General features: G+C 45.1%; 23 protein-coding genes and 1 tRNA gene. 12 read left to right on the top strand and 12 right to left on the bottom strand.

The window, feature by feature from the left end:
* Positions 1 to 87: 87 nt before the first annotated feature.
* The 4 genes from R7Z41_RS10150 (at position 88) to R7Z41_RS10135 (ending at position 4815) form a co-directional block, all read left to right on the top strand.
* The gene (locus R7Z41_RS10150; protein WP_318136356.1) at positions 88 to 2211 is read left to right on the top strand and encodes a TRAP transporter permease; all 2124 of its coding nucleotides are present in this window, start codon (positions 88 to 90) and stop codon (positions 2209 to 2211) included.
* A gap of 8 nt (positions 2212 to 2219) precedes the next feature.
* Positions 2220 to 3452, top strand: coding sequence for an L-2-hydroxyglutarate oxidase (lhgO, locus tag R7Z41_RS10145; protein ID WP_262678618.1), 1233 nt, complete (start codon positions 2220 to 2222; stop codon positions 3450 to 3452).
* Between the two features lie 195 nt (positions 3453 to 3647).
* Positions 3648 to 4343 carry a glycoside hydrolase family 19 protein gene (locus R7Z41_RS10140; RefSeq protein ID WP_005374179.1) on the top strand — a complete coding sequence of 232 codons (696 nt, stop codon included), beginning with the start codon at positions 3648 to 3650 and terminating at the stop codon, positions 4341 to 4343.
* Complete coding sequence (locus R7Z41_RS10135; RefSeq protein WP_231970768.1) at positions 4288 to 4815, top strand: hypothetical protein; 528 nt, start codon at positions 4288 to 4290, stop codon at positions 4813 to 4815. Before R7Z41_RS10140 ends, R7Z41_RS10135 begins: the two co-directional genes overlap by 56 nt.
* 42 nt (positions 4816 to 4857) lie before the next feature.
* Here R7Z41_RS10135 and R7Z41_RS10130 read toward each other — a convergent pair whose 3' ends face one another.
* The 3 genes from R7Z41_RS10130 to R7Z41_RS10120 form a co-directional block, all read right to left on the bottom strand.
* A complete protein-coding gene (locus R7Z41_RS10130; protein ID WP_149192193.1) occupies positions 4858 to 5250 on the bottom strand; it encodes a cystatin in 393 nt (130 codons plus the stop codon).
* A 174-nt stretch (positions 5251 to 5424) separates the two neighbouring features.
* Positions 5425 to 6423 carry a cytochrome d ubiquinol oxidase subunit II gene (cydB, locus tag R7Z41_RS10125; protein ID WP_065275106.1) on the bottom strand — a complete coding sequence of 333 codons (999 nt, stop codon included), beginning with the start codon at positions 6421 to 6423 and terminating at the stop codon, positions 5425 to 5427.
* A gap of 10 nt (positions 6424 to 6433) precedes the next feature.
* Positions 6434 to 7822, bottom strand: a complete 1389-nt coding sequence (locus R7Z41_RS10120) for a cytochrome ubiquinol oxidase subunit I (RefSeq protein ID WP_017635517.1) — start codon at positions 7820 to 7822, stop codon at positions 6434 to 6436.
* A gap of 159 nt (positions 7823 to 7981) precedes the next feature.
* On the opposite strand from R7Z41_RS10120, the gene R7Z41_RS10115 reads away from it, so the two are divergent.
* Together R7Z41_RS10115 and R7Z41_RS10110 are read left to right on the top strand one after the other, a co-directional pair.
* A complete protein-coding gene (locus R7Z41_RS10115) occupies positions 7982 to 9226 on the top strand; it encodes an NADH:ubiquinone reductase (Na(+)-transporting) subunit B (protein WP_225478021.1) in 1245 nt (414 codons plus the stop codon).
* A 298-nt stretch (positions 9227 to 9524) separates the two neighbouring features.
* Positions 9525 to 10925 carry a tryptophanase gene (locus R7Z41_RS10110; protein ID WP_104976313.1) on the top strand — a complete coding sequence of 467 codons (1401 nt, stop codon included), beginning with the start codon at positions 9525 to 9527 and terminating at the stop codon, positions 10923 to 10925.
* Between the two features lie 78 nt (positions 10926 to 11003).
* Here the strand turns inward: R7Z41_RS10110 and R7Z41_RS10105 are convergent, their stop codons facing one another.
* From R7Z41_RS10105 to R7Z41_RS10095, 3 genes are all read right to left on the bottom strand, one after another.
* Entirely contained in the window at positions 11004 to 11615 is a 612-nt protein-coding gene (locus R7Z41_RS10105; RefSeq protein ID WP_005384170.1) for a DUF2913 family protein, read from the bottom strand.
* Between the two features lie 32 nt (positions 11616 to 11647).
* Positions 11648 to 11731 (bottom strand) — tRNA-Leu (locus tag R7Z41_RS10100).
* A complete protein-coding gene (locus tag R7Z41_RS10095; protein WP_021035910.1) occupies positions 11696 to 11878 on the bottom strand; it encodes a hypothetical protein in 183 nt (60 codons plus the stop codon). The genes R7Z41_RS10100 and R7Z41_RS10095 overlap by 36 nt, the downstream gene beginning before the upstream one ends.
* Positions 11879 to 12290: 412 nt before the next feature.
* Here R7Z41_RS10095 and R7Z41_RS10090 point away from each other — a divergent pair, with 412 nt between their 5' ends.
* Positions 12291 to 13499 carry a NupC/NupG family nucleoside CNT transporter gene (locus R7Z41_RS10090; RefSeq protein ID WP_154204160.1) on the top strand — a complete coding sequence of 403 codons (1209 nt, stop codon included), beginning with the start codon at positions 12291 to 12293 and terminating at the stop codon, positions 13497 to 13499.
* A gap of 54 nt (positions 13500 to 13553) precedes the next feature.
* Here R7Z41_RS10090 and R7Z41_RS10085 read toward each other — a convergent pair whose 3' ends face one another.
* Together R7Z41_RS10085 and R7Z41_RS10080 are read right to left on the bottom strand one after the other, a co-directional pair.
* Positions 13554 to 14642, bottom strand: coding sequence for a DUF3541 domain-containing protein (locus tag R7Z41_RS10085; RefSeq protein WP_213916010.1), 1089 nt, complete (start codon positions 14640 to 14642; stop codon positions 13554 to 13556).
* A gap of 69 nt (positions 14643 to 14711) precedes the next feature.
* A complete protein-coding gene (locus R7Z41_RS10080) occupies positions 14712 to 15317 on the bottom strand; it encodes an alpha-ketoglutarate-dependent dioxygenase AlkB family protein (RefSeq protein ID WP_213910678.1) in 606 nt (201 codons plus the stop codon).
* A gap of 132 nt (positions 15318 to 15449) precedes the next feature.
* Here R7Z41_RS10080 and R7Z41_RS10075 point away from each other — a divergent pair, with 132 nt between their 5' ends.
* Entirely contained in the window at positions 15450 to 16805 is a 1356-nt protein-coding gene (locus R7Z41_RS10075) for a diguanylate cyclase (RefSeq protein ID WP_042523392.1), read from the top strand.
* Positions 16806 to 17192: 387 nt separating this feature from the next.
* Here the strand turns inward: R7Z41_RS10075 and R7Z41_RS10070 are convergent, their stop codons facing one another.
* Positions 17193 to 18749 carry a DUF3612 domain-containing protein gene (locus R7Z41_RS10070; protein WP_080773721.1) on the bottom strand — a complete coding sequence of 519 codons (1557 nt, stop codon included), beginning with the start codon at positions 18747 to 18749 and terminating at the stop codon, positions 17193 to 17195.
* A 174-nt stretch (positions 18750 to 18923) separates the two neighbouring features.
* Between R7Z41_RS10070 and R7Z41_RS10065 the strand changes: the two genes are divergently transcribed.
* Positions 18924 to 19502 carry a malate synthase gene (locus R7Z41_RS10065; protein WP_005374156.1) on the top strand — a complete coding sequence of 193 codons (579 nt, stop codon included), beginning with the start codon at positions 18924 to 18926 and terminating at the stop codon, positions 19500 to 19502.
* Between the two features lie 90 nt (positions 19503 to 19592).
* On the opposite strand, the gene R7Z41_RS10060 is transcribed toward R7Z41_RS10065, so the two are convergent.
* On the bottom strand, positions 19593 to 20606 hold the full coding sequence (locus tag R7Z41_RS10060) for a GGDEF domain-containing protein (protein ID WP_005374150.1): 1014 nt from the start codon (positions 20604 to 20606) through the stop codon (positions 19593 to 19595).
* A 347-nt stretch (positions 20607 to 20953) separates the two neighbouring features.
* Here R7Z41_RS10060 and R7Z41_RS10055 point away from each other — a divergent pair, with 347 nt between their 5' ends.
* From R7Z41_RS10055 to R7Z41_RS10045, 3 genes are read left to right on the top strand one after another with little or no spacing between them, the layout of a single operon-like run.
* Complete coding sequence (locus R7Z41_RS10055; RefSeq protein ID WP_206970443.1) at positions 20954 to 22306, top strand: DASH family cryptochrome; 1353 nt, start codon at positions 20954 to 20956, stop codon at positions 22304 to 22306.
* Complete coding sequence (locus R7Z41_RS10050) at positions 22306 to 23850, top strand: cryptochrome/photolyase family protein (protein WP_206970442.1); 1545 nt, start codon at positions 22306 to 22308, stop codon at positions 23848 to 23850. Before R7Z41_RS10055 ends, R7Z41_RS10050 begins: the two co-directional genes overlap by 1 nt.
* Complete coding sequence (locus R7Z41_RS10045; protein ID WP_017819732.1) at positions 23850 to 24557, top strand: SDR family oxidoreductase; 708 nt, start codon at positions 23850 to 23852, stop codon at positions 24555 to 24557. Before R7Z41_RS10050 ends, R7Z41_RS10045 begins: the two co-directional genes overlap by 1 nt.
* 61 nt (positions 24558 to 24618) lie before the next feature.
* On the opposite strand, the gene R7Z41_RS10040 is transcribed toward R7Z41_RS10045, so the two are convergent.
* Together R7Z41_RS10040 and msrB are read right to left on the bottom strand one after the other, a co-directional pair.
* On the bottom strand, positions 24619 to 24765 hold the full coding sequence (locus R7Z41_RS10040; RefSeq protein WP_005374142.1) for a DUF2256 domain-containing protein: 147 nt from the start codon (positions 24763 to 24765) through the stop codon (positions 24619 to 24621).
* Between the two features lie 33 nt (positions 24766 to 24798).
* Entirely contained in the window at positions 24799 to 25941 is a 1143-nt protein-coding gene (gene msrB / locus R7Z41_RS10035; RefSeq protein WP_005374134.1) for a peptide-methionine (R)-S-oxide reductase MsrB, read from the bottom strand.
* Positions 25942 to 25947 lie beyond the last annotated feature (6 nt).

The following is a 25947-nucleotide window of genomic DNA, read 5'->3' as shown; positions in this document are numbered from 1 at the left end:
GCTAACTTGGCCCCGAGTTTCGGCTCGGGGCATTTTATCCCTACCGATTTCTAAGATGGAAAAAGCCGCCAGAGCTTGGAGTATGAGATGAGCGACTCAATAGAAAAGGAATTGCAGAAGTTTGAGCTGCCCACGCGCACTGATTTTCCGTGGGTAACCACCACAATCACAGTGTTTGGCGTGGTGTTGTCTGCTTTGCACATTTGGTTTAATACCTTATCGACGTTACCAGAGTTATGGATTTCCGCGACCCACTTTGCTGGCTTTGCGGTGATTTGTGCGCTTTGGTATCCGGCTCATATCTCTCTCAAGCAGAGTAAGATTGCACTCGGTATCGATGTGTTAATTGCCATGGGCGCGGTCGCATGTTTACTCTATATTCCCTATGCCGAAGATGCGCTGTATGAACGTGGTGTTAAGTTCGTGACCAGCGATTGGGTCTTCGCCATCATGGCAATTCTGATTGTGATTGAGCTGATCCGACGCACCATGGGCTGGTTTATTCCAGTGCTGATTGTGGTGTGTTTAAGCTACGTTGTGCTTTGGGGTAAGTGGGCGACAGGTATTTTCCATTTCCCGGGTTTGAGCATGGAAACTTTGCTCTACCGTAGCTTTTATTCTTCTGAGGGCATGTTTGGCTCTATCTCGCGCATCAGTTGGACTTTCGTATTCATGTTCATTCTGTTTGGTGCGTTTCTCGTTCGCTCTGGTGTCGGTGATTACATCATCAATGTGGCACGTGCTGCGGCTGGCAAAATCATTGGTGGCCCCGGTTTTATTGCGGTGATTGGCTCCGGTTTGATGGGCTCAGTATCTGGCTCTAGTGTGGCAAATACGGTTTCAACCGGTGTTATCAGTATTCCTTTAATGCAAAAAGCGGGTTTCCCTTCGCGCTTTGCGGCGGGTGTTGAAGCTGCAGCGTCAACAGGTGGTCAGTTGATGCCACCAGTGATGGGGGCGGGTGCTTTCATCATGGCGTCTTACACGCAAATTCCTTATGTTGATATCATTGCGGTTTCTTTCATTCCTGCTCTTATCTATTTCTTGTCTGTTGCGTTCTTTGTGCGTATCGAAGCCAAACGCAGCGGCGTTCAAAAAATCACGACCAGCGATGAATCTCTATTAAAAGTGTTGATCAGCGGTTGGCACAACCTTATCCCGCTGGCGGTATTGGTTACTTTGTTGGTTCAAGGTTTTACACCGACTTACGCTGCGGGCTTGTCGATCATCTCAGTGGTGGTGGCGTCTTGGTTCTCGAAAGATCACAAGATGGGACCAAAAGCGATCATCGAAGCACTTTCGCAAGGCGCGAAAAACATGGCGACAACTGCCGTATTGCTGGTGGGGATTGGTCTGGTGATCAATGTGATCAGCACAACGGGTATCGGCAACACGTTCTCACTGATGATCGACGGTTGGGCGAATGGCGACTTGTTCATCATGATCGTTCTGATTGCGCTCGCTTCTCTTGTTTTAGGTATGGGTTTACCTGTGACAGCTGCGTATATTGTATTGGGTACACTGTCTGCCCCTGCGCTTTACAAGTTAATTGCCGAAAACCAATTGCTTGAATTGATGGTGTCAGGTCAATTGCCTGAACAAGCAAAAGCCATCTTCATGTTGGCGGCGCCAGAAAAGTTGGAACTGCTTAATGCGCCAATGGCGTTGGAAACCGCGAAAGAAATGGTGGCGCTAGTACCTGCGGACTTTATGGAAACTCTACTGGAGCAAAGCCTGGGTATGGAAGCGGTAGGCTTGGCATTGCTGGCTGCTCACCTCATCATTTTCTGGTTATCGCAAGACAGCAACGTTACGCCTCCAGTGTGTTTGACCGCATTTGCAGCAGCGACCATCGCTAAAACACCGCCAATGCGCACTGGTTTGATGGCATGGAAAATTGCCAAAGGTTTGTATCTTGTACCGCTGTTGATTGCTTACACAGGCTTAGTCAGTTGGGATGTGACGTCGGTAATTACCGTGGGCTTTTTTGCCATCATCGGTACCTATGCATTGATTGGTGCGATTGAAGGTTACTTGGAAGGCCCTCTAAACATTCTGACGCGTCTCTTGTTGGTAGTGGTGGGTACATTGCTGGTTTGGCACGACATACCAATGTTGGTTCGTGTGGCAAGCTGCGCGGTATTTGTCGCGGTGTTAATTTACAGTGGTCGCAAGTTCAAATTGCAACAATCTCAACTATCGGTTTTATAAGAGGTCGTATGAAATCAGTCTATGACTACATCATTGTTGGTGGCGGTATCGTTGGTGTGTCGACAGCATGGCAACTGCAGCAACGCCACCCAGACAAATCCATTTTATTGGTTGAGAAAGAGTCCGGTTTTGCGAAGCACCAAACCGGACACAATAGCGGCGTGATTCATGCTGGAGTGTACTACGCACCGGGCAGCCTAAAAGCCGATTTTTGTAAGCGTGGGGTAGAGCGAACCATTTCGTTCTGTGCTCAGCACGATATTCCGGTGGAGAACTGTGGCAAGTTACTGGTTGCGACCAATGAGCAAGAAGTCGAACGCATGAATGCCCTCTATGAGCGCTGCCATGTCAACGGCATCGACGTAAAGCTACTCGATGAAGTTCAACTCAAGCTGGCTGAGCCAAACATCACGGGATTGGGCGCGATTTATGTCAAAACCACCAGTATTGTGGACTATCGGTTGGTCACTGAGCAGATGGCGGAAGAGTTCAAAAAGCTCGGCGGGCAAATTAGCCTGAGAACCAAAGTGGTGGCTGCCGAAGAGAAGGATGAAGAAGTACAACTGACCTGCACTTCAGACGGTCAAACCATGCAGCTCAATGCCAAATTCTTGGTCACTTGCAGCGGCTTGATGGCGGATCGCATGACTAAGATGATGTCTATTCCGACCGATTTCCAAATCATCCCTTATCGCGGTGAATACTACCGCTTAGATAGCAAACACGACCAAGTGGTGAATCATCTTATTTACCCAATTCCCGACCCTGACTTGCCATTCTTGGGCGTCCACCTGACCCGCATGATTGATGGCAGTGTGACCGTAGGTCCAAATGCCGTGCAAGGCTGGAAGCGAGAAGGGTACGACAAGGTTAACTTCAGCTTGCAAGATACCATGCAAATGCTCAGTTTCTCCGGCTTTTGGAAGGTGACACAAAAGCATCTAAAAACCGGACTGGATGAGTTTAAGAACTCGTGGTGGAAGCCGGGCTACCTCAAGTTGGTCAACAAATATTGCCCAAGCATCAAGGTCGACGATCTCAAACCATATCCTGCGGGTATTCGTGCGCAAGCGGTGTTATCCGACGGAACCTTGGTTCATGACTTCTTGTTTGCCGAAAGCGCCAGAAGCCTGCACGTTTGCAACGCCCCCTCTCCAGCAGCGACATCTGCAATGCCTATTGGAGAGTACATTTGCGATAAAGTAAATGAGAAGATAGAGGCGAAAACCGAGACGGTTTAACAGTAAAAAGCCATGTTAAAATATATGAGCGAAAAGAATGCTTTTCTAGAATATTGACTGGTATGTTATTTGCCGCACAATAATGTAATTAGTATGTAAGAAATGGTTTTAAAATGTCGTAATACAATGTCAACTTCAAATTTTATAGGTGATTTTTTGTTCTTTCAGTTTTAATCTTCATCAGATGGAGGGACTATGATTACAAAACAGCACCTTAGAAAAGTATGGAAGAATGAAACTAAAGTTTCAGAAGACTATTTAGTGATTATAAGCAAAGAACTTTCTATGAAGATCTCTGAATGTAAGTTAGACAGTGAACTGAGACTGTCACACTTTGTCGCTCAATTAGCAAAAGAGGTTGGTCCTGGAATGAGAATGGAGGAAAACCTGAATTATTCAGTTCAAGGATTGAAAAGCACTTTCAGAGTCTATCGGAATAGGCCGGCGTTAGCTGAAAAGCACGGGAGAAAAAATGCCATCAATCAAAAAGCAAACCAAGAAGCGATAGCAAATAATGCCTATGCCATGAAAATAGGCAATGGTGATGCAAGTACCGGAGATGGATGGAAATATCGCGGTAGAGGAATGATACAGTTAACAGGGAAAGGAAACTATTTAGCGACAGAAAGCATACACGCAAATATTTGGAACGAAAATACGAGTTTCTCTTCTTCGCCTCAGTTAGTTGCTCAACCTAAATATGCCATCAGGACTGCTATGATTTTTTGGCTGAAGAATAAGCTATATTTAAAAGCCGATAAGGGAGCATCTAGAACGGTGACTGATAGTATTACTAGGGTTATTAATAAAAATACAGATTCATATGGACAACGACATGAGATATTTACCGAACTGTATAAAAAAGGCATTTTCAAAGAAATTTTTAAGTAGGGCTTTTGGAGCTTGTTTGATAGTACATTACCCTGCATTTTCCTTTCAGTTAACTAGTGTCGACGATGGTTATTTGCTGACTGATAATAAGTTTGAATCGGATTATATGGTATATACTCCGGGCGCGAAGGAAGCGGAAATTACTGATGCATATGACTTCACTTGTGTTGGTAGCAAAATCGAAGTGGTTAAAATTAGAAGTGAAATTAACAATGCCGTGACTCATGGAGAGCAGCTCCAATATTACTTTTTTCTTGTTACTGAGAATAAAGCTTACTGGCCACTTAGAATTGTTGAATCTTTCCAGACCGTGGACAAAGATTCCCAGGAATTAGTGTCAGAACATTTACCTTTCACAAAAAATGATGACCTTGGGTTAGCTTGTGATTTAGTTAGGCCTCAGGTTGAAAGCTATTACTTTTCCCAAGCTTTTGAAGCGATACCTAAACATACCAACAATAAAGGCGACTGAATCAGTCGACTTTATTGTGTCGTAAAGTTGTAGTGTCTATTGCTATTTAGGGCAGAGTTCCCCTTTCTTGCCGTGTCTTTCTATCATGTAATCGCCTCGGGCACTGTGCAATACAATTGCATTCCAGACCTGACCATCTTGCAACTCGAACTCAAACGCATAATGGGTGCCGCCGACCATTTTGGTTCTCACCTCATGAATTGCTTTCAATTTATCATCGGCATTCATTTGATAAAGCACCATGTTGAGTGAGCGTCTGGCGTCAGGAGTTGCCTCAGCAAGTTGCCAACGGCCCTGCTCGTTTGTTGCGGAGCAAATAGACCGCATTTTACTTTTCATGGCGGATGACATCTGCTTGTCTACGGCCAAAGCATTTGGTGAAAACAGTGGAACCGTCAAAGGAATCAAAGTTACCAGAAACCGCTTTAAGGTCATAAAAACACTCCGTTGTTTTACTCTTGCTTGAGTATAGACCTCAATGGCTTCAGATGTGGTGCAGTAGACTCTGGGCCTACAATATCGCAGTTCGTATCAACGAACTGATGATAAACAAGGCGACCACGCTTACCAGCCAAATGCCAATGAACCACAAAATGGGTTTTAGTTTCATCAGTGATATCCTTCTCCACGTTTAATCTTGCCGCGGAAAACCCAGTACGAATAAGCCGTGTAGGCTATGATCAGAGGAAGTAATACCACCGCACCGGCAAGTAAAAATGCCAAACTCTTATCTGGCGCGGCGACGTCTTGATAAGTGAGTGCGAATGGGACCAAGTAAGGGAATGTACTGACACCGAAACCCATCGCGGACAAAAGAAACAGGCCGATCGCAAGAACGTAGGCTCGGACGGCTTTGTGATCGAGTAAGGCTTTGAATAGCTGCCAAATAAGTGCCGCAGCAATAATTGGTAAAATGAAAAACAGTAGCGAGTTTGGTAATGAGAACCAACGTTCAAAGACGATATTTTGGCTCAATGGCAGCCACAAACTGGCGATGAATATACAGGCTACCATCGCTAGTCCCCATCGTCGCGCGACCACGTAATAGCGCCCCATCAGCTCTTCTGGAAGCTTGATTAATAACCAGCATGAACCGAGCAGAATATAAGCACAAACAAGCGCCAGGCCACAAAATACGCTAAATGGTGAAAGCCAATCAAACCATCCACCTGCGTATGCTCGTTCACTAACCTCTATACCTTGGAGCAGGGTTCCGAGCATAATGCCTTGCATCAATGCCGCGGTGAGTGAACCAATGAAAAAAGCGCTATCCCATAAAAACTTTCCGCGTTGTGTTCGGAAGCGATACTCAAAAGAAACCCCGCGCAGAATTAACCCGAGCAGCATTAAAATCAGGGGAGCATAGAGTGCTGGCATAATGACCGCGTAGGCGAGGGGGAACACGGCAAAAAGCCCACCTCCGCCAAGAACTAGCCAAGTTTCATTCCCATCCCAAACAGGAGCGATGCTGTTCATCATCATGTCGCGCTCTTCATCATCATTAGCGCTGAGGAATAGGATACCAATACCGAGATCAAAGCCATCTAACACGACATAAATCAGAACAGCGAGCCCAATCAAAGCGTACCAAATTAATGCGTAATCCATGAGTAAGCTCCTAGGTTAGATGGTTAGAATGTGTGATGGCATCGGTTTTCGTGCCATCAGGAAGTCGGCTATCTAGACCTTCTTCATATCGAGTTGGAGACTTGCGCATCAAACGTAGGAGATAGAAGAAGCCAGCTCCAAAAACCACAAAGTAAACCACGATGAACGCCGTCAGGGAGACGCTCACCGCGGCGGCATCAATAGGCGATGCCGAATTGGCTGTGGTTAAAAGACCGTATACGGTGTAAGGCTGTCGACCGACTTCGGTAGTTATCCAGCCTGCTAAAACTGCAATGAACCCCGCTGGGGCAAACAGCACACAAATACGTTGAAGTGCCCTCGAATCAAAAAGTTTGCGACGTTTTCTTAGCCAAAGGCTCCACAAACCAATAACAAGCATGCCAAAACCAAGCGCGACCATTACTCGGAAAGACCAGAAAACGATAGAGACAGGAGGGTGTTCCTCCTCTGGAAAAGCATCTAATCCCTTCACTTCACCGTTGAGGTCATGAGTTAAAATCAAACTACCGAGTTTGGGGATTTCCAGTGCGTATTCCATGCGTTTTTCTTCATCGTTAGGGATACCGAAGAGGATCAATGGCGCGCCTTGGTGAGACTCATAGTGCCCTTCCATCGCGGCAACTTTGGCGGGTTGATGTTCAAGGGTGTTTAATCCATGCATGTCTCCAGCAACGATTTGAATTGGTGTCACGATGGCAGCCATCCACATTGCCATCGAGAACATAATTCTGGCTAGAGGGTTATGGTTTGCTTTTAGCAAGTGATAAGCGGCAACGCCGGCTACAACAAAGGCAGTAGTAAGGTAAGCGGCGAGCAACATATGAACGAGCCGGTAAGGGAAGGAAGGGTTGAAGACAATCGCCCACCAGTCTTCTGGGATAAACTGTCCGGCTTCGTTGATACTATAGCCTGCTGGTGTTTGCATCCAACTATTAACCGAAAGTATCCAAAACGCAGACAAAAACGTCCCGAATGCAACAATACAAGTCGCGGCGAAGTGAAGCTTCTTACCTACCTTATCCATACCGAAAAGCATCACGCCTAAAAACCCAGCTTCGAGGAAAAACGCAGTAAAAACTTCATAACCCATTAGCGGGCCTAGGATTGGGCCTGTTTTGTCGGCAAACACGCTCCAGTTAGTACCGAATTGATAGCTCAACACGATGCCACTCACCACACCCATACCAAAACTGATGGCAAAGATTTTGAGCCAGTACTTATAGATTTGCATGTACTGTTTGTTGCCCGTTTTTAAGTACAAGCCCTCTAATACAGCGAGATAACTTGCCAAACCAATCGTAAACGCTGGAAAAATAATGTGGAAAGAGACAGTAAAGGCAAATTGGAATCTAGCTAGGTCAATGGCGAGTGTGTCCATGAGCGGTCCCTTTTTCGTTGGATAAACTGTTCGCCGGATTTAAAGAGGAGACAGAAGAGTGGCGAACAAGGTGAAATACGAAGAAGGAAGACGAAGAGATTAAAAAACGATCGCTTTTTACACATGTGCGTACCATCTTTTAGATAAAGGAGGAGCGTTATGAGCCTTAAACATTACTTTGAGAAAGCGACACCTAAGTTTGGTCCAGGTGGGAAGTATCACAAGTTCTACCCACTTTTCGAAGCTGTCGAAACCATTTTTTACACGCCTGGTAAGGTAAACCAGGGCATGACTCACGTTCGAGATAGCATCGATTTAAAACGTATTATGATCATGGTGTGGTTGGCGGTCTTCCCTGCCATGTTCTGGGGTATGTACAACATAGGCCAGCAAGCGAGTGATGCCTTGTTGTATGGAATGGATCAAGCCTCAGCTCAGCAAGCGCTTGTTTCTTCATGGCAACTGAGTTGGGTATGGGGCTCGTTAGATGCGGTTTCACAAGCGGGGTGGGGAAGTAAAATGTGGCTTGGTGCTACTTACTTTCTCCCGGTTTATGCGACGGTGTTTATCGTTGGTGGTTTCTGGGAAGTTCTGTTTGCTATTGTGCGAAAGCATGAGGTAAATGAAGGCTTTTTTGTCAGCTCTATACTCTTTGCGCTGATCCTTCCTCCGACAATTCCACTATGGCAAGCGGCTTTAGGTATCACTTTCGGTATTGTTGTGGCGAAGGAGATTTTCGGTGGTACTGGACGAAACTTCCTAAATCCAGCTTTAGCAGGGCGCGCGTTCTTATACTTTGCCTATCCTGCCAACATGTCCGGTGGTGCCGTGTGGGTCGCGGCTGATGGTTACTCTGGCGCTACTCCACTTAGCCAATGGTATGAAGGAGGGCAAAGTGCTTTGATAAATAATATGACGGGAGAGCCAATTTCATGGGGAGATGCTTTTGTTGGTAATTTACCAGGCTCGATGGGTGAAGTCTCCACGTTGTTGATCGCACTAACAGGCTTGGTTCTCATCTTTATGAAGATTGCATCGTGGAGAATTGTTGCGGGCGTGTTGGTCGGTTTAATCGGAGCTTCATTACTATTGAATGCGATCGGTTCAGACTCTAACCCCATGTTCTCCATGCCGTTCTACTGGCACTTCGTGATTGGTGGGGTTGCGTTTGGTACCTTCTTTATGGCGACAGACCCTGTCTCGGCAGCTTTTACCAATAACGGGAAATGGGCATACGGAGTATTAATCGGCGTGATGACGATTTTTATCCGAGTGCTGAACCCGGCTTATCCAGAAGGCATCATGTTAGCGATTCTATTTGCTAACTTATTCGCGCCACTTTTCGATTACCTAGTCAAAGAAAGTAATATCAAACGCAGAATGAAAAGGGCGAGACCTTCTTAAAATGAGGGTGACCTCACTGAAAATTGATTGAAAACTGCACTATATTGAAAAGGTCAGAGACATAGGGTTTCTGACTTTTTATTTTTATCAGGAGGACGAAGACGATGAGAATAAAGGATATTCTCGATAGCCGTTTGGTGCTGTCGTTCTGGTATAACCTAGACTACTGCTTGTCTCTTCTTAGTAAAATCTCTTCTCGTTGATTTCCTCAATGCAATTGCATTGAAAAGCATTCTATCTATTTGTTTTTTAGTCTTACGTGAAACTGCGTAGGGTAATGCGTATAAGGAAATTAACAATGAAACGTATTCCAGAACCTTTCCGTATAAAAATGGTTGAGCCAATCAAAATGACGACTTTGTCAGACCGTGAAGTCGCGTTAAAAGAAGCGGGCTATAATCCATTTCTTCTTCGTAGTGATGATGTTTATATCGATTTGCTGACTGACTCTGGCACTGGTGCCATGAGTGATAATCAGTGGGCTGGCATCATGATGGGGGATGAATCCTATGCGGGGAGTCGAAATTACTACAACCTGTGTGATGCAGTGGAGCACTTCTTCGGTTATAAGCTCACCGTGCCTGCACACCAAGGGCGTGGTGCCGAGCAAATTTTGTTCCCCGCTTTGATTGAGCGTATGCGTCAGGTGCGTGGTGGTGAAACGCCAGTATTTATCTCGAACTACCATTTTGATACCACAGCGGGTCACATTGAACTCAATGGCGGTAAAGCGATTAACGTGGTAACGGAAGAAGCATTCGACACCACTACGCCTTATGATTGGAAGGGCAATTTTGATATCGATAAACTGGTGGCAACAATTGAAGCGCACGGTTCGCATAACATCTGTGCAATTATCACCACGATTACTTGTAATAGCTCCGGTGGTCAGCCTGTGTCGATGGAAAACATGCGCAGTGTGTACGAGATTGCAACCAAGTACGATATTCCAGTGGTGATTGACTCGGCTCGTTACTGTGAGAACGCCTACTTTATTAAGCAGCGTGAAGCGGGTTACGAGAATAAATCGATTCTGGAAATCATCCGTGAGATGTACCAGTACGGTGATATGCTCACCATGTCAGCTAAGAAAGACCCGATGGTAAACATTGGTGGCATGTGTTGTATTCGTGATCATAAGGAGTTGTTCCAGGCGGTGCAGACGCGCTGCGTACCCATGGAAGGATTTGTAACATACGGCGGCATGGCTGGGCGTGATATGGAAGCGCTCGCTCGCGGTTTGTATGAAGCCGCGGATGAGGATTTTCTTCACTATAGAATTAGCCAAGTTCAATACTTAGGTGAGCGCTTACGTGAAGGCGGTATTCCGATTCAATACCCAACGGGTGGTCATGCGGTGTTTGTGGATGCCGCTAAGATTTTGCCACATATTCCAGCGGATCAGTTTCCTGCGCAGGTATTGTGTAATGCTTTGTACTTGGAAGCGGGTATTCGAGCAGTAGAGATAGGATCGTTGCTGCTTGGTCGAGATCCGGAAACGGGTAAACAAAAAGCGTCAGAGCTTGAGTTGATGCGTTTGACCATTCCACGTCGTGTCTACACAAACGATCATATGGATTACATTGCGGATGCGATTATCGAACTGAAAAATCGTGCACATGAGTTAAAAGGGCTCACTTTCGAGTACGAGCCACCAGTGCTGCGCCACTTTACTGCTCGATTTAAAGAGATCGATTAACTCAAGTTTAAATCTAGATAAGCAAAAGGCCGCGAGTTTCACGGCCTTTTTCGATTCGTTTATTTCTTAGCGTTACAGTTACGCTAACTCTAATGTGATGCGAACGAACTGGTCGTCTTGATACTGCACTTCATAATTGAAGGTACCACTGGCGTAAATGCTGCCAAGGAAAAGTGAGCGTTGACTCATTGGTCCGCGGAACAGCATCGAAATAGGAGCGATTAGGGCGTTATTATCATCGAAGTGCTGATTTAAGTTCTCAGAAAGCACACACAGCAAACAGCCGTGTTGGTCGTGAGATAAGTCGACGTCTTCCGGTCGCGATAATAACACGGTAGTCCCCAGTTTCTTCTCAATCTCGTTGATCAGCAGCAAGTAGCTATCTAGATCGGGTTGAGGATTTCTGGGTTTGTCTGCACCGACGCAGCGCTCGAGTAATTCTTCCAGATTTCCGTTCTCACCTTTTGCCTGCTGAGTCAAAGATTTTAACGGCTTTTTAATCAGCTTATAGCGATTACTCTTCAGTTTTGGTTTCAGCCATTTCTGAAGTAAGTCATTACGTTCTTTAAGGGAGAGGCCATGCGAGGACGCGTGAATTTTAAAGTGCAGGTGTAATAAAGCGTGAACCGCAAGCTCACTCAGAAGTTGGTTAGCATCTGTAGACTGTCTTGCCTGCTTAGAACTTTGCATTACACTCGAACAAAATTAGGGAAGAAGGATAATGGTGCCGAGAGAGGGACTCGAACCCTCACACCAAAGGCACTAGCACCTCATGCTAGCGTGTCTACCAATTTCACCATCTCGGCATCATGATGCTCTGAATACTCAGAGGCCTCGAAAGAAGCAACGCGAATTATAACCAAAATCCACCTGTTGGCGAGAGCAAAATGACGAATTTTGGCTCTTTCGAGTTTGATTGCATATTTATTGGTCACTTTTATGTTTTTTACCATCAACGCCTATCCTTATACCCTTACTTTTATTAATGGTATGACGACAAAAGAGTACTTTTGCCTAAATTTTGAACGCTTGAACGTTTGCGTAAATAAATGTGATGAATATCTCTTTTTGTTGGCTATACTTGCGTCCCGTTTAAGCGGGAATTAGGGTTTAGTTGTTCAGGACCCTTACCCATACAAGCCGTCACATGGAGCAGGCCAAGCAACATGCTCGCCAGCAGTGAATGACCCCACGGACCGGACCAGCTACGTTCAATTGCTTGTATAAGGTAAAAATAAGATGTCGAACTATTCGTTCTGTCTACATTCTGGATCTAAAAGTGAGTTATCACTCGCTGCGTTGTCCCTTTCTTCTGCCAATTCCTTTGGCTCTTTTTTCTTTTTCAACGTTTAGTAGGTCCAGCTCATGAGTGTTCTATTTAGTCTATTTGGTATTGTTGCACTGCTAGGTTGTGCTTTCCTACTTTCTGAGGGGCGTTCTTCCATCAATTGGAAAACTGTATCTCGCGCCTTGATGCTACAAATGGGGTTTGCTGCTTTGGTGCTCTATTTCCCGTTGGGTCAAGCGGCGCTGGCGAGTTTAAGTAATGGTGTCGCGGGGCTACTCAGCTTTGCTGATGAGGGGATTAAATTCCTCTTTGGTGACCTCGCTTCTTCTGGCTTTATCTTCGCTATTCGTGTCCTCCCTATCATCATCTTCTTCAGTGCTCTTATCTCCGCCCTTTACTATTTGGGCATTATGCAAAAAGTGATTCAATTTATTGGCGGCGCTATCCAGAAGTTCTTGGGTACGAGTAAAGCAGAGTCTTTGGTTGCAACAGGGAACATTTTCTTATCTCAAGGCGAGTCACCGCTTCTTATTCGTCCATTTCTTTCTAACATGACTCGCTCTGAACTGTTTGCTGTGATGGCTGGTGGTATGGCTTCAGTGGCGGGCAGTGTGCTTGGTGGTTATGCTGGTTTGGGTGTCGACCTCAAATACTTGATCGCGGCAAGCTTTATGGCAGCACCAGGTAGTTTGATGATGGCAAAAATCATCGTTCCTGAGCGTCAAACGCCAAGCGATTACAACAATATTGAGCTAGATAAATCAGAAGAAAGTAACGTTATTGATGCGCTAGCAAGCGGTGCCATGGGCGGTATGAAAGTTGCCGTTGCTGTTGGTACCATGCTTATCGCTTTCGTGAGTGTTATCGCGATGGTGAACACGGGGCTAGAAAACTTGGGTGAGATATTTGGTTTCTCTGGCGTAACGCTACAAGCGATTTTTGGTTATTTGTTTGCACCTCTCGCATGGTTGATTGGTGTGCCAAGCCACGAAATTCTAGCTGCGGGTTCATACATTGGTCAGAAAGTGGTGATGAATGAGTTTGTTGCGTTTATCGATTTTGTGCAGCACAAAGCGACACTGTCTGAGCATACTCAAATTATTATCACTTTTGCGTTGTGTGGTTTTGCGAACATTGGCTCAATTGCGATTCAGTTGGGTTCTATCGGCGTGATGGCACCTGAGCGCCGCAAAGATGTTGCAAGTCTAGGCCTAAAAGCGGTTGCTGCTGGTACACTCGCTAACCTGATGAGTGCGTGCTTAGCGGGCATTTTTATCTCGCTCTAATTTAGATTGAAGATACACACTAAAAACCCGCCTAAATGGCGGGTTTTGTTATTTCTAAGGCTTGGGCATTAAGCCGTAAGGTATCGATTTAAAAGCCTCTGGGTGCTCTTGATAAGTTGGCGCTTTATGTACCCCTTTCCAATCGAGCAGCATGATGGCTAGTACGTTACGGTGTTCGCCGTACTTGAGATCAAAGTTACCGTCGACCGACGGAATCATCCCTTTTTCTGCGTTGATTGCGTGACGAATGGCTTGGCGGGTTTTCTTTACGACCGGATCATGGTCCAAGCCTGCTAACAAAAACGAAATGCCGACTTCCGCAATCACGTCTTCTTTGGCGCGCAGTAGGATAGTGTCGATGTTGTTGCGAAAGTAATCATAAATCCATTGGTGTTTCTTCTCGCTTACTCGCTCCTGATAATACTGTGAATCGGCAAAGATGATGTGCGTCATACCATAGAGTTTGTTCCAATACTGCTGAGCTGAAAGCATCTTATCTTTATCGTCGGGGTAGGTGTTCCGGAAGGTTTGAGTGAATTCCTCGACCACATCTTGCTCTCCTAGCTGACGAAGCCAGTAGACTTGGTTTGCAAGCTGAGCTGCCCATGCCTCTATCATCTCTTTGTCCGTAACGTAACGCGAGAAATCGTAGCGCCTAATAATTTTTCTCAGCGTTTTGTCTTGTTTATGCTTTAGGCCATATTCGTTTGCTCTTGCCATTGCGCCAAGCAAATCCACACCAAGATAAAGGTACTCAGGATGGTGTTTAGTCACGGTATAGCGTCGCTGACCTCGTTCGGTTTCTTTCTCTTGATACGTGGTCAGCCTTTGAGATGAATAGAGAATGATGTCTTCTGGTTCAACGACTTCATTAGCAAATTGGTTTAACCGGCTGGCTACTTGTGCCATGTCGGTCCAAATGGCAGCGTGATATTTCTCATCTAATGTTTGGCGGTACATGCGTAAGCCAAAATGGCCCTCTTTAAACGCCGGGAAAGTGAACAGTTCTTGTTCGTAGGTACTACGAATCAACTGCGCTGATTGAGTATTATCGAGAAGCGGTACCTCTTCCTGTGATGCCTGAGCTGCAAAGGTAAGTGAGCAAGAGAGTAAGACCGCTAAGCTAAGAGGTTTAATACGCATAAATCCATTCCCTATGAAGTCCTGAATCTAAACCTACCATCAATATTAATTGAGAATGTAAAAGCTGAGTCAATAGTTGAAAATTTGCCTAAAAGTCAGGTTGATACGTTCATCTTTGGTTTTCGCGGTTTTTGGTACGCAGTGCTTCCAGTGATGCTGAAGCTCGCCAGCCATAATCAGTAAGGAGCCGTGAGAAAGCTCGTATTCAATCTCAGTTTTACAATGTAAATTTCTAAGCAAAAATCGACGTGTTTCACCTAAGTTCAAAGATGCGATAACAGGGTTTCTACCTAACTCTGGTTCATTATCTTGGTGCCAGCCCATTGAGTCTTGGCCGTGTCGATATAAGTTAGCGAGAACAGAATTAAAAGTGACATCAGCAACTGATTCACAACGCACTTTGAGCTGAGTTAACTCAGGAGTCCAAGGGTGAGGCTGCATGGTTAAGCCTGAGTAAGTATATGCTGCATCACCGTGCCACGCTTGTAAGCGAGGTTGAAGTACTGACTTGCCGAACATAGTAACGTGTTCTTGGTGCCATGGCAGTGTCTTTCGAAGTTGGTCAAAGTAATTATCCGCCTCAAGATGGTTAAGAAATTGAGGATCATAATAAAGTTTTCCTCTTTCTACTTCTTGCCATAGATCGCCGCCAAATAAATCGCCTTGTTGATGCATCATCTCACACCTAAAACATAAAAGTTGTCAATCACTGTTACCTTTCTGATTATGATTGGTTATTCTTGTGATAATAAGAATTTTAACAATAAATAAAAAATCTCGTAGTTGTATACGAGTTGTGGGGAGAAAATGCGTTATTTACCCAGAAAACGATGCTATTTTGCATTGTTCTTCCTCACCTTTTTCGCTTTGTGTATTGGGGTTATCGAGCTGTTAAATCGAAACCAGCAAGAGCTTCACAAAGAGCGAGTTCAAGTTGAGGCCAAAGAACAACTTTCCATTCTCCGTTCCAATTTGGAAGCGGTACTTATGGCGGATATCTACAAAGCCAGTACTTTAGCGACACTCATTACGTTACTTCCTAAAAACCAAGAAGAAGAATTGAGTATCGCCGCTCACCGAATCCTAAATAAAAGTAAACATATTACAATCATCGGTATCGCGAAAAATGATGTAATTAGTCATGTATTTCCACGCCAAGGTAATGAGCGCCTAATCGGCCTTGATTACCGCGCAGTGCCACAGCAGTGGGTACAGGTGCAAAAAGCCAAGGATGTACAAGAAATTTTCATCGCAGGGCCAGTGACTTTGATTCAAGGTGGCCGAGGTTTGATCGTGCGTGTGCCTGTTTTTCTTGATCCTCCAATGAATCAGGACTACTGGGGAGTGATCAGTGCGGTGATTGATTTCGATGCTCTGATGAGAGAAACCGGCGTAATTGATTTCTCGTATCGTTACCCTTTAATGATCCGTGGTTACGATAGCGGTGGCTCATTTGGTGATGCTTTCTTTGGCGCGCAAAGTGTAAATAGCATGGCATATGCAAAAGAGATGGTTCATTTTCCTTATGGTGGGTGGAGTATGGTGGTTTTCTCTGGAGGCAAAGCTGATCGCCAAATCTCTTGGCATCAGTTGCATTTAGCTAGAGTAATCGGCTATCCCATTATATTCGCACTTAGCCTCGCGCTGTTCGCCATTTATCGACTGTATACCATTGCAGATGACAGAGCTTTACACGATGAACTCACGCGTTTACCAAACCGTCGCTATTTTATGAAGTTTTACAAGCAGCAGTTTGAAATAGCGAAACGTTATAAAAAGCGTTATAGCTTCGCCTTAATTAATATTGACCTAGATAGGTTTAAACACATTAACGACACCTATGGTCACGACGCAGGTGACAAAGTTTTAATCGCTACGGCTGAAAGGGTAAAAAGCTCTCTGCGTAAATCAGACATCGTGGCCAGAATGGGCGGTGATGAGTTCTTAGTTGTAGTTCATCACCCAGGAACGGAAGAAAATGTTCAGTCTCTTCTACAAAAACTTCGATTAGCGCTATGCTCTACGCCCGTCATTTACGATGAAACGCTTATCTATTTGAAAGCCAGTATTGGGTACGCGATATTTGACCCGCAAATGTCATCTCCTGAGCAAATGATGAAAATAGCCGATGAGAGAATGTATCAACAAAAGCATGGCGGATGAGCCTGAACCCAGTTTCAATAAGGGGTTAGAGGAATGGTAAAGTTGGGAGCCCGAAATCTCATCATCATTGAGGTGCAAGAATATGTGACTTCATATGTTCACAGACACTTTGCTGAGAGAGTCGTTATTAGCAGTGCATTCAGTGGCACATTTGCATAATGTTGCATTTTGCAAATGCAGTTTGCGAAATTAATGGTTAATAAAGCAACGATATGCATCTGGATCTACTAAAAAACGGCTTTTTTAAAGTTGGCACGCATCGTGCTTTACTTAGAGTGACCCTTATTAAGCCGAGGGTCACCTAGCCAACTGACGTTGTTAGTGAATACAAATTGTTCACAAGTATATACCGCCAATCACGTTTATTGTGATTGGCGTTTTTTCTTTCTAAAGCCCGATGATATTCACGTCGCTGCCCGTCTCATCAGCTTCTCCGCACTTGCTGTAACAACTAGGTTGTCTTGGACAAACCGCCCCTCTGGAGCAGATCAACCTTGCTTGGGTTTGAATCCCGCGCTCTATCCAGTTGATGTTTAATATCTTAGCGATAGTCGTTAAGTCTTTTTTGATGTGGGGAGGAATAACACTACTTCCGCCGGAAGCGACACAAAGGGACTTAAGTTCTTCCGCTATGGAAACGGCATCGCCACCTTGTGCAGAAATGGCAGGGTTAAGATCAATACCGGCACATAGCACGCGATTATTCCCCGCAGGATCAAATACGTTGACCGATTCGCAGCAGTAGATACGTGGCTCGTCGCCAACATTTAAAATCGAAATTTGCGCTGAACTGGTATCCAAAGGCTGGGAAAGGCGTCGGAATACGGCCCAGTGCTGGCAAGGGTCGTTCACTTTGCGCATGTTGCCCCAAGGCAATGGAATACCATTTCCGCGATACACGGCTTTTAACTTGCCGGGGCCATAGGCATCAAAATAGTGCCAATGAGGGTAAGGCGAGACCACCGTCATGCGACGCATTGCAACAGAAGGAGAAACTCCCGCCTTTTTGTGAACATCAATCTCGTAACCAGAACGGTCAAGCAGCTGACGAAAGGGTACTTTGGGGCAGAGTAGGGCACCGGCAAAGAAGCTGGACTCAAAATCACGCCAAGCTTGCAGGATATCTTGCGAATTGAGTTCAGAGTTCGACACAGGGCTGTCCATTTGCTCCCAATTGTTTTGATGCCCGATAGATAAAACGTTATTCATTGCATCGCTGCTATGGAGCACTCGATGGCCGATATATACCGCCAAGTCATACTTCAATCGGGTTGGATAGTCACGCATTCGTTTATTGAGATAAATAGTCCCAGGTGGCTCCATGAAAGACGTAATCAACTGTTTGGCGCTGACGCCCAGTTCATCAATCACATCTTGTGGCGCTCGATCTACCCAGCGGATATCCAATCCCATACTCTTTGCAATGTCTACGAGATCTTCTACAGATAGATTCAGCCGCTTCAAGCCGACCTCTTCGGCGGCGCGCTCTAAATCAGGAAAATGGTTTTGATGGTTTTCTTGGTGTGCGCGGATCAGTAAGTGGGCGAATTGACGCCCCGTGATACCTGTTTGGGAGAGCATTTCTGGTATCGCGATTTGAAGAATATCATTGGAGAACAGGAAGCTCGGCTCCAACGCCATGCCACTAATCCCACCACGATTCCCTTTGTTGGGTGTGATGGCTTCTAATTCGGGTTCATCATCTAAAAACCACGCCGGATCTTTTTGAAAAACTTCCGCGATCACTTCGAGCATATCTATACTCGGTACGCGTTTTCCGCGCTCAATCATCGAAAGGTAAGAAACCGAAGGAGCGTACTCTGGATTAATTCTTACGCAACGGGCAGATAAATCTTCCATCGTTAAATGGTTGTTTTTTCTTAGATTACGAATTTTCGTACCAAGAAAATGAGACTGACGAATAAGGCTTTTTGACACAGACATTTTGTAAAATTCACATTGTAAAATTTTTGTTGTGAAATTGTAGTCAATATTTCGCTAGTCTACATAATGAGCAGGCAAGGAAATTAACCATCCACTTCACAGAATTGCCTGAAACTTAAATAAAGGATTTAAGTTTTTACTCTAGGACGAGTTTTTAAGTGCGAGGATATGACGATGAATATGCTGAACTTCGATAAAAAAGAGATGCAACAACAACAACGCCCATTTATCGCTGAAGCCGTATTTGCCGTCGAAGCGGTAAGTGCTGAGCAGCAGAGTGAGAAACAAGTAAAAGCGAAGCAACTACTAGACCGCATGTTTCCATTGGAGAACGGGTCGCACCAAGATGTATCAAGTTACGTGATTGATTACCGCCATGTTTTGGCTTATTTCAAAGACGGTACACACAGCGGCCTGAAAAGCCCAAAACACTTCGTGGCGTACACTGGTGAAAAGGAAGATCCAAAATCGATTTTGTTTAAAGATGATTCGGGTAATCATGTAGAAGTGCTGTTTGGCTGTCACAAAGGCACTGGTTGCGTGGAATTAGTGGACATTGACGATATTCAATTGGAAACTCGCACGACGTTTCATCCTGAACTAACTGGCAATGCACCAACCGCGATGCGCCATTGGATAAGTCTAATCAAAGGCGACAAAAAAGGTAAGCCGATGGCATGCAGTGAAGATAAAGAATATACCGCAAAAAATGGTGACGACTACATTCTAAGTTACTGCTACAGCGTCGATTAAGATACTCATGATTGGATATAAAAACCCCGCACTTTACGTCGCGGGGTTTTCTTTTTCATCGTAAAAGTCGTTTTCGCTTAGTCAGTTTATTTAAATTGGCATCACGCGGTTACGACCGAGTTGTTTTGCTTCATAAAGCTGTTTATCGGCTTTATTGATTAAGGCTTCAGGCGTATCACCCGGCTCAAATTCTGCTACCCCAAAAGAAGCGGTAATGCTGTGAACTTGTGTGCCTGAGCGCTTATCTCTGATACGCAGTTTTTCTATCATCCGGCGTAGTGTGTCTGCATATTGGCGAGCAATTCGCAGAGATTTGTTAGGTACAATTAACGCGAATTCTTCACCACCAAAACGGTACGCACATATCCCATCTCGACAACTTTGTTGTAGCCGGCGGGCAATGGCTTTTAATACTGTATCGCCAAAAAGGTGCCCGTAATTGTCGTTAAATGATTTGAAATGATCGATATCAAGCATGATCAAGGTCATTGCCTGATTTGATGCAATAAGTGAAGAGAGATCTTTGTCAAATGCTCGGCGGTTGTATAGGTTTGACAAACCATCGAACAACGCATCTTGCTGTACTTCAGCCAGTTGGTTTTTGAGGCGAGAAATTTCTTCACTCGCGTTAGTCAATTGGCTATTCAAAAACTTTGTTGAGTGACGAATTTCGTGTGACTCTGCGACAAGTTGACGAATCACTACCATCACTTCTTCAATGCTTAGGCTATTGTCCTCAACTTTTTCCAGTTTATTAAAGCTTTTGTCTACCATCTCAGAAAAGGAGGAAGTATCTGAAATTGTATCGCTCATTGAACTGGATACTTCATGTAGCAGAACTTCTACATTGGTTCTAAGATCTTCAAGGCTGGTTTCTGCTTTGCTGGCCACATAGTTGTTGTAAAGCTGTTTATTGGTTGCTGGCGGGCAAATACCGTAGTTTTCTAACACCGTGTCTAACTCAAAGTTGAGTTCTGGAATGGTCTTGTCAACGTAGGTATACCAAAGCGCGTAGTTGGCTGGCGTGGCAGCAACATGGTTTTTGATCATCAGTGGGACCGCTTTTTTTAAATTAGCGGTTGATTTCTTAAACTCGTCGGTCATTTCTGCGATGGTACTAGCAAAATGGGATTGGGCTTAGATTAACGGATATTAACTAATGTCGCTTTAATTTTTATCACTTTTGCATGGTTTATATAGAAAATGAGTGATTAAGATCGTGATCAATACCGTTGGATTCAAATTTTATAAAATATCAGTATGAAACATGTACAGGCATTTGGTGGTATTGCGTGTTTTGAGATATCCAGCAAATGGATTCCGTGTAAACGTTAGTAACCTAATGATCGTCAAACTCTCGTTTTCGTATAAAAGCAAAAAATTAAAAGGCTTAACGTCAGGGTCTCCGTGAAAGAACTCGTAGACGAAGAATTAACATCTGAGGGTGCGAATTGAAAAAGAAAATAGGACTTTATTGGTTCACGAACGACTTGCGATTGCACGACAACCCACTGTTGAAAAGCGCCAGTGTAGAAATGGACGAGTTAATTTGCTTGTATTGCTACCCTTCAATGACGCCTTACTTGCATCACTTTGCGCAGGAAGCCTCTTTCGGGCGTGCGAAATTGCAGTTTCTCGATTCATCGCTTAGTGAACTCAATCAATCTTTGAATCACCTTGGTCAGCGATTATGGGCAGTTGAACTGACGCCCGATCAAGCAATCAAGTATGCTGTTAATCGCTTCGGCGTCACACATATATATGCTGACGCCTTTCCCGGTTCGGATGAGCAGCAAGCGTTAGATCGCGCAGTTGAAGGTGCGTCCCATGTAAAAATAAAACAGCACGCAATCCGGACCCTGTTAAGGGAAGAACAACTGCCATTTGACTTGAGCAAACTGCCTACGACTTTCACGCAGTTTAGAAAGCAAGTTGAAAGTTTAGACATCTCTCGGCCCCACGAGAGTATCCGTTCGTTACCTCCAATTCCTTTAGGTGTGAATCTGCCTTCCGTTACTGCATATTACTTTGACACAAAAGCTACGTTTCATGGTGGAGAAAGCCGCGGGCTTGAACATTGTCGCCAGTATTTTGCTTCCACACTAGCCAGTGAATACAAACAAACACGCAACGGTTTAGATGGCATGGATTACTCCACCAAGTTCTCTCCTTGGTTAGCTCATGGGTGCGTTTCTCCGAAAACCATTTATGCCATGTTGAAACGCTATGAAGCCGCGAATGGTGCAAATGATTCAACCTATTGGATTTATTTCGAGCTGCTTTGGCGTGAATACTTTTATTGGTATGCCCGTCGACACAAGCGACAGCTCTTCCGATTCGGTGGCATCCAAAATCGAGCACCACTCACCAGCTTTTACGCGCACCGTTTTCAACAATGGAAGAAAGGTGAAACGCCATTTCCTATCGTCAATGCGTGTATGCACCAGCTCAATGAAACCGGTTATATGTCGAATCGTGGCAGACAGTTAGTCGCCAGCTGTTTGGTGCATGAGCTTGGCCTCGATTGGCGTTATGGCGCGGCGTACTTTGAGTCACAACTGGTTGATTACGATGTGGCATCAAACTGGGGAAATTGGCAATACTTAGCAGGCGTTGGTGCTGATCCGCGTGGTTCACGACAATTCAACCTCGAAAAGCAAACCGAAATGTACGATCCGCACATGGAGTTCATCGATAGGTGGCAAGGTCGTTGTGCTGGCGCGCATTTGGATAGTGTAGACATGGTCGATTGGCCGATTGTGATGGGCAGCAGTGACAAAGCTTCGTCATCGGAGAAACCGTAATGCAATTTGAAACCGTACGATTGATTTTGGGCGATCAACTTAACAGTGAGCACTCTTGGTTTCATCAACCGGATGAGCAAGTGCTTTACTTGATTGCGGAGCTCAAGCAAGAGAATACTTACGTCATGCATCATATTCAGAAAGTGTGTGCGTTCTTTTCTGCAATGGAACAGTTTGCGAAAGAGCGTCAGAGTGAAGGTCACCAAGTTCAGCACCTCACGTTGGATGACACACAATCCTTCGACGATCTTGAGCAAGTCTTGCAACACTATGCGAGTGAAGTTGGTGCAAGTAAGTTTGAATATCAACGCCCGGATGAATACCGTCTGCTGGAGCAGTTAGCCAAACTAAAGCTTGATGGAGTCGTGACGCGTTGTGTCGATTCGGAGCACTTTTTGTTGCCGTTTGAGGAAATAGAATCGCAGTTTCCTCAAGGCAAACACATCATGATGGAGCACTTCTACCGCCGGATGCGCAAGCGCTTCGACATCTTGATGCAAGACGGAAAGCCCGTCGGCGGAAAATGGAATTACGATGCCAATAATCGTAACAAGCTCAAAGCCAAAGACATTGAACAACTGCCACAACCTTTGATGTTCAGTACCGACGTGCGCGATATTACTGAGCGGTTGGCACGACATGACATCAAAACCATCGGAAATCTTGAAGGAGACTTGTTGTGGCCGATCAATCGCGCGCAAAGCCTCTCTTTACTCGCGCATTTCTGCCAAGTCTGTCTGCCGTTATTTGGACGTTTTCAAGATGCCATGACAGGCCAGCACGATGCTAAGTGGAGCTTGTATCACAGCCGAATTTCATTCTCGCTTAACAGCAAATTACTGCACCCGAGAGAAGTCATTGATGCTTCACTCAAGGCATTTCATTCCAACGCGGACATCGACATTTCTCAAGTTGAAGGGTTTATTCGCCAAATCTTAGGATGGCGAGAGTACATTCGAGGGGTCTATTGGACAAACATGCCTCATTACCCGAAAAACAACGAATTGGGCGCAGAAAGAAAGCTGCCAGATTTCTTCTGGAATGGTGAAACTAAAATGGCTTGTATGCGCAATGCGATTGGGCAGTCCCTCGATTACGCCTACGCACACCACATCCAACGTTTGATGGTCACTGGTAACTTTTGCTTGCTAACCGAGATCGACCCAGATCAAGTGGATGAGTGGTATCTCGGTATCTATGTTGATGCGATTGAATGGGTCGAAATGCCGAACACACGTGGCATGGCATTGTTTGCGGATGGCGGCATTGTTGGCACCAAACCTTACGCGGCGAGTGGTTCTTACATCAACAAAATGAGCGACTACTGTAAGGGTTGCCATTACGACAATAAGGCGAGGAGTGGGGAAGGATCGTGTCCGTTTAACAGCCTTTATTGGCGCTTTATGAACAAGCACGACAAGCGCCTCGCAGCCAATCCACGAATCGGGATGATTTTCCGCTCTTGGGACAACATGGAAGAACAACAACGCCAAGCGATTCTTGATACCGCAGAGCACTACATAGAAAACGTGGAGAACTTGTGATGGAAATACTCATCGTCGGTGGCAATGGTGGAATTGGTTTGGCGATGGTGAGAGAAGCCGCAGCTCGGTTTCCTCAAGCTCGCGTGCATGCCACTTATCGTAAGCAGCAACCAGATTGGCAACACCCAAATGTCGTTTGGCATCAAGTGGATGTATCGCAAGACGAGCAGGTAAAAGCGTTCAGTGAGCAGATTGAACACGTCGATTGGTTGGTGAACTGTGTTGGTATGTTGCACACCCAAGAGAAAGGCCCTGAAAAGAATCTTAGCTCGCTCGACGCAGACTTCTTTCAGCAAACCATCACGGTTAATACTTTGCCAAGTTTACTGTTGGCAAAATACTTCACGCCCAAGCTAAAGCGCAGTACTGCACCCAAGTTTGCGACCATTTCGGCCAAAGTTGGCAGCATTAGCGATAATCAGTTAGGTGGTTGGTACAGCTATCGAGCATCGAAAGCCGCATTAAACATGTTCCTAAAAACCATGTCGATCGAATGGCAAAGAGTGGTCAAACATGGCACGGTGCTTTCACTTCACCCTGGCACCACAGATACCGCTTTGTCGGCACCTTTTCAAACCAATGTCCCAGAGGGAAAGTTGTTCACGCCAGAGCGAGTTGCTAAGGATTTATTAGGCTTGATAGAAAAAGCAACCCCGCAAGATAGCGGGGCGTTTTGGGCTTATGATGGGACGTTATTACCTTGGTAAGAGAACGCGTACAAACGTTAATACAAATGAAATAACATACTCCAGAGAGGGTCGGAGTGACCTACGTTTTCGTTGATTTATTTCTTCGGCAACGCTCAGAACAATAAACGATTTCCTCCCAATTTCGCGCCCACTTCTTTCTCCAAGAAAATGGGCGCTGACAGACCGGACAGACTTTCATGGGAAGGTTGGATTTAAAACCTTTCATCGCGCTGAATGTTCACTCCTAATTTGGTTAAAACTACTTATCAAATAGGTACAGGTAATCGCCGTAGCCTAAACTCGCCATCTTGTTCACAGGTACAAATTTCATCGCAGCAGAGTTCATACAATAGCGTAATCCCGTCGGCTTCGGACCATCTTTAAACACATGACCTAGGTGTGAATCACCAAACTTACTGCGGATCTCCGTTCTAGGGTAGAGCAGTTTATAATCGGTTTTCTCCACGATGTAACCCGGGTTAATTGGTCGAGTAAAGCTTGGCCAACCTGTGCCAGATTTGTATTTATCAGTAGAAGAAAATAGCGGTTCACCGGTCACAATATCCACATAAATTCCCGCTTCTTTGTTGTCCCAGTATTCATTATCAAACGGACGCTCCGTGCCTTCTTCTTGCGTCACGTAATACTGTAGCTCTGTTAAGTTTGATTTGATTTCAGACTGAGCAGGTTTACTGTACGCTTTCACTTTCGAAAGCAGCTTTTTTTCTTCAATCAACTGTCGAAGTGTTTTAGGACTTTCTTTTCGATCTTCACCAAATACTTCGTCGAGATATTTATCGCGACCTGATGCGTAGCGGTAGTATTTGTACTTCAAGCTACTCTTCTTGTAGTAATCCTGATGGTACGACTCCGCAGGGTAAAACTTTTCAAACTCGATCAGCTCTGTTTTCAACGGTTTTGGATAGATCATCGCCTTGTCGATTTCCATCATAAACTGCTTAGCAATCTGCTTTTGCTCCGCATTATGGTAGAAGATCGCTGGACGGTATTGAGGACCACGGTCAACAAATGAACCTTTATCGTCGGTAGGGTCGATATGACGGAAGAAGTAGTCCAGCACTTGCTCGTAGTTCACGACAGCAGGATCGTACTTCACCTCAATCACTTCAATATGACCAGATTTACCAGAAGAGACTTGGCGGTAAGTCGGGTTTTCAATATGACCACCTGAATAACCTGATACAACATCGATTACGCCGGGCAGTTGCTCTAAATCCGATTCTGTACACCAGAAACAACCGCCAGCTAGCGTTGCGATTCTTGTATTCTCTGAAGCCTTCAGCTTATCCATCGTATCGGCGGTACCTGTTTTACTCAATAGTAGAAACAAGACTGGAAGTGCGAAGGAGAAACCGGCCAATAACTTAGACATATTCTTCATAGCTAC

The organism is Vibrio sp. 1457 (genome assembly GCF_033340195.1).
GTDB classification, from domain to species: Bacteria; Pseudomonadota; Gammaproteobacteria; order Enterobacterales; family Vibrionaceae; genus Vibrio; species Vibrio alginolyticus.
This window is presented reverse-complemented; position numbering and strand designations above follow the sequence as displayed.

Bases quoted from the DNA above. Each gene is read 5' to 3' on its own strand.
- R7Z41_RS10150 (WP_318136356.1), top strand. From the start codon at position 88: ATGAGCGACTCAATAGAAAAGGAATTGCAGAAGTTTGAGCTGCCCACG.
- lhgO (WP_262678618.1), top strand. From the start codon at position 2,220: ATGAAATCAGTCTATGACTACATCATTGTTGGTGGCGGTATCGTTGGT.
- R7Z41_RS10140 (WP_005374179.1), top strand. From the start codon at position 3,648: ATGATTACAAAACAGCACCTTAGAAAAGTATGGAAGAATGAAACTAAA.
- R7Z41_RS10135 (WP_231970768.1), top strand. From the start codon at position 4,288: ATGAGATATTTACCGAACTGTATAAAAAAGGCATTTTCAAAGAAATTT.
- R7Z41_RS10130 (WP_149192193.1), bottom strand. From the start codon at position 5,250: ATGACCTTAAAGCGGTTTCTGGTAACTTTGATTCCTTTGACGGTTCCA.
- cydB (WP_065275106.1), bottom strand. From the start codon at position 6,423: ATGGATTACGCATTAATTTGGTACGCTTTGATTGGGCTCGCTGTTCTG.
- R7Z41_RS10120 (WP_017635517.1), bottom strand. From the start codon at position 7,822: ATGGACACACTCGCCATTGACCTAGCTAGATTCCAATTTGCCTTTACT.
- R7Z41_RS10115 (WP_225478021.1), top strand. From the start codon at position 7,982: ATGAGCCTTAAACATTACTTTGAGAAAGCGACACCTAAGTTTGGTCCA.
- R7Z41_RS10110 (WP_104976313.1), top strand. From the start codon at position 9,525: ATGAAACGTATTCCAGAACCTTTCCGTATAAAAATGGTTGAGCCAATC.
- R7Z41_RS10105 (WP_005384170.1), bottom strand. From the start codon at position 11,615: ATGCAAAGTTCTAAGCAGGCAAGACAGTCTACAGATGCTAACCAACTT.
- R7Z41_RS10095 (WP_021035910.1), bottom strand. From the start codon at position 11,878: ATGGTAAAAAACATAAAAGTGACCAATAAATATGCAATCAAACTCGAA.
- R7Z41_RS10090 (WP_154204160.1), top strand. From the start codon at position 12,291: ATGAGTGTTCTATTTAGTCTATTTGGTATTGTTGCACTGCTAGGTTGT.
- R7Z41_RS10085 (WP_213916010.1), bottom strand. From the start codon at position 14,642: ATGCGTATTAAACCTCTTAGCTTAGCGGTCTTACTCTCTTGCTCACTT.
- R7Z41_RS10080 (WP_213910678.1), bottom strand. From the start codon at position 15,317: ATGCATCAACAAGGCGATTTATTTGGCGGCGATCTATGGCAAGAAGTA.
- R7Z41_RS10075 (WP_042523392.1), top strand. From the start codon at position 15,450: ATGCGTTATTTACCCAGAAAACGATGCTATTTTGCATTGTTCTTCCTC.
- R7Z41_RS10070 (WP_080773721.1), bottom strand. From the start codon at position 18,749: ATGTCTGTGTCAAAAAGCCTTATTCGTCAGTCTCATTTTCTTGGTACG.
- R7Z41_RS10065 (WP_005374156.1), top strand. From the start codon at position 18,924: ATGAATATGCTGAACTTCGATAAAAAAGAGATGCAACAACAACAACGC.
- R7Z41_RS10060 (WP_005374150.1), bottom strand. From the start codon at position 20,606: ATGACCGACGAGTTTAAGAAATCAACCGCTAATTTAAAAAAAGCGGTC.
- R7Z41_RS10050 (WP_206970442.1), top strand. From the start codon at position 22,306: ATGCAATTTGAAACCGTACGATTGATTTTGGGCGATCAACTTAACAGT.
- R7Z41_RS10045 (WP_017819732.1), top strand. From the start codon at position 23,850: ATGGAAATACTCATCGTCGGTGGCAATGGTGGAATTGGTTTGGCGATG.
- R7Z41_RS10040 (WP_005374142.1), bottom strand. From the start codon at position 24,765: ATGAAAGGTTTTAAATCCAACCTTCCCATGAAAGTCTGTCCGGTCTGT.
- msrB (WP_005374134.1), bottom strand. From the start codon at position 25,941: ATGAAGAATATGTCTAAGTTATTGGCCGGTTTCTCCTTCGCACTTCCA.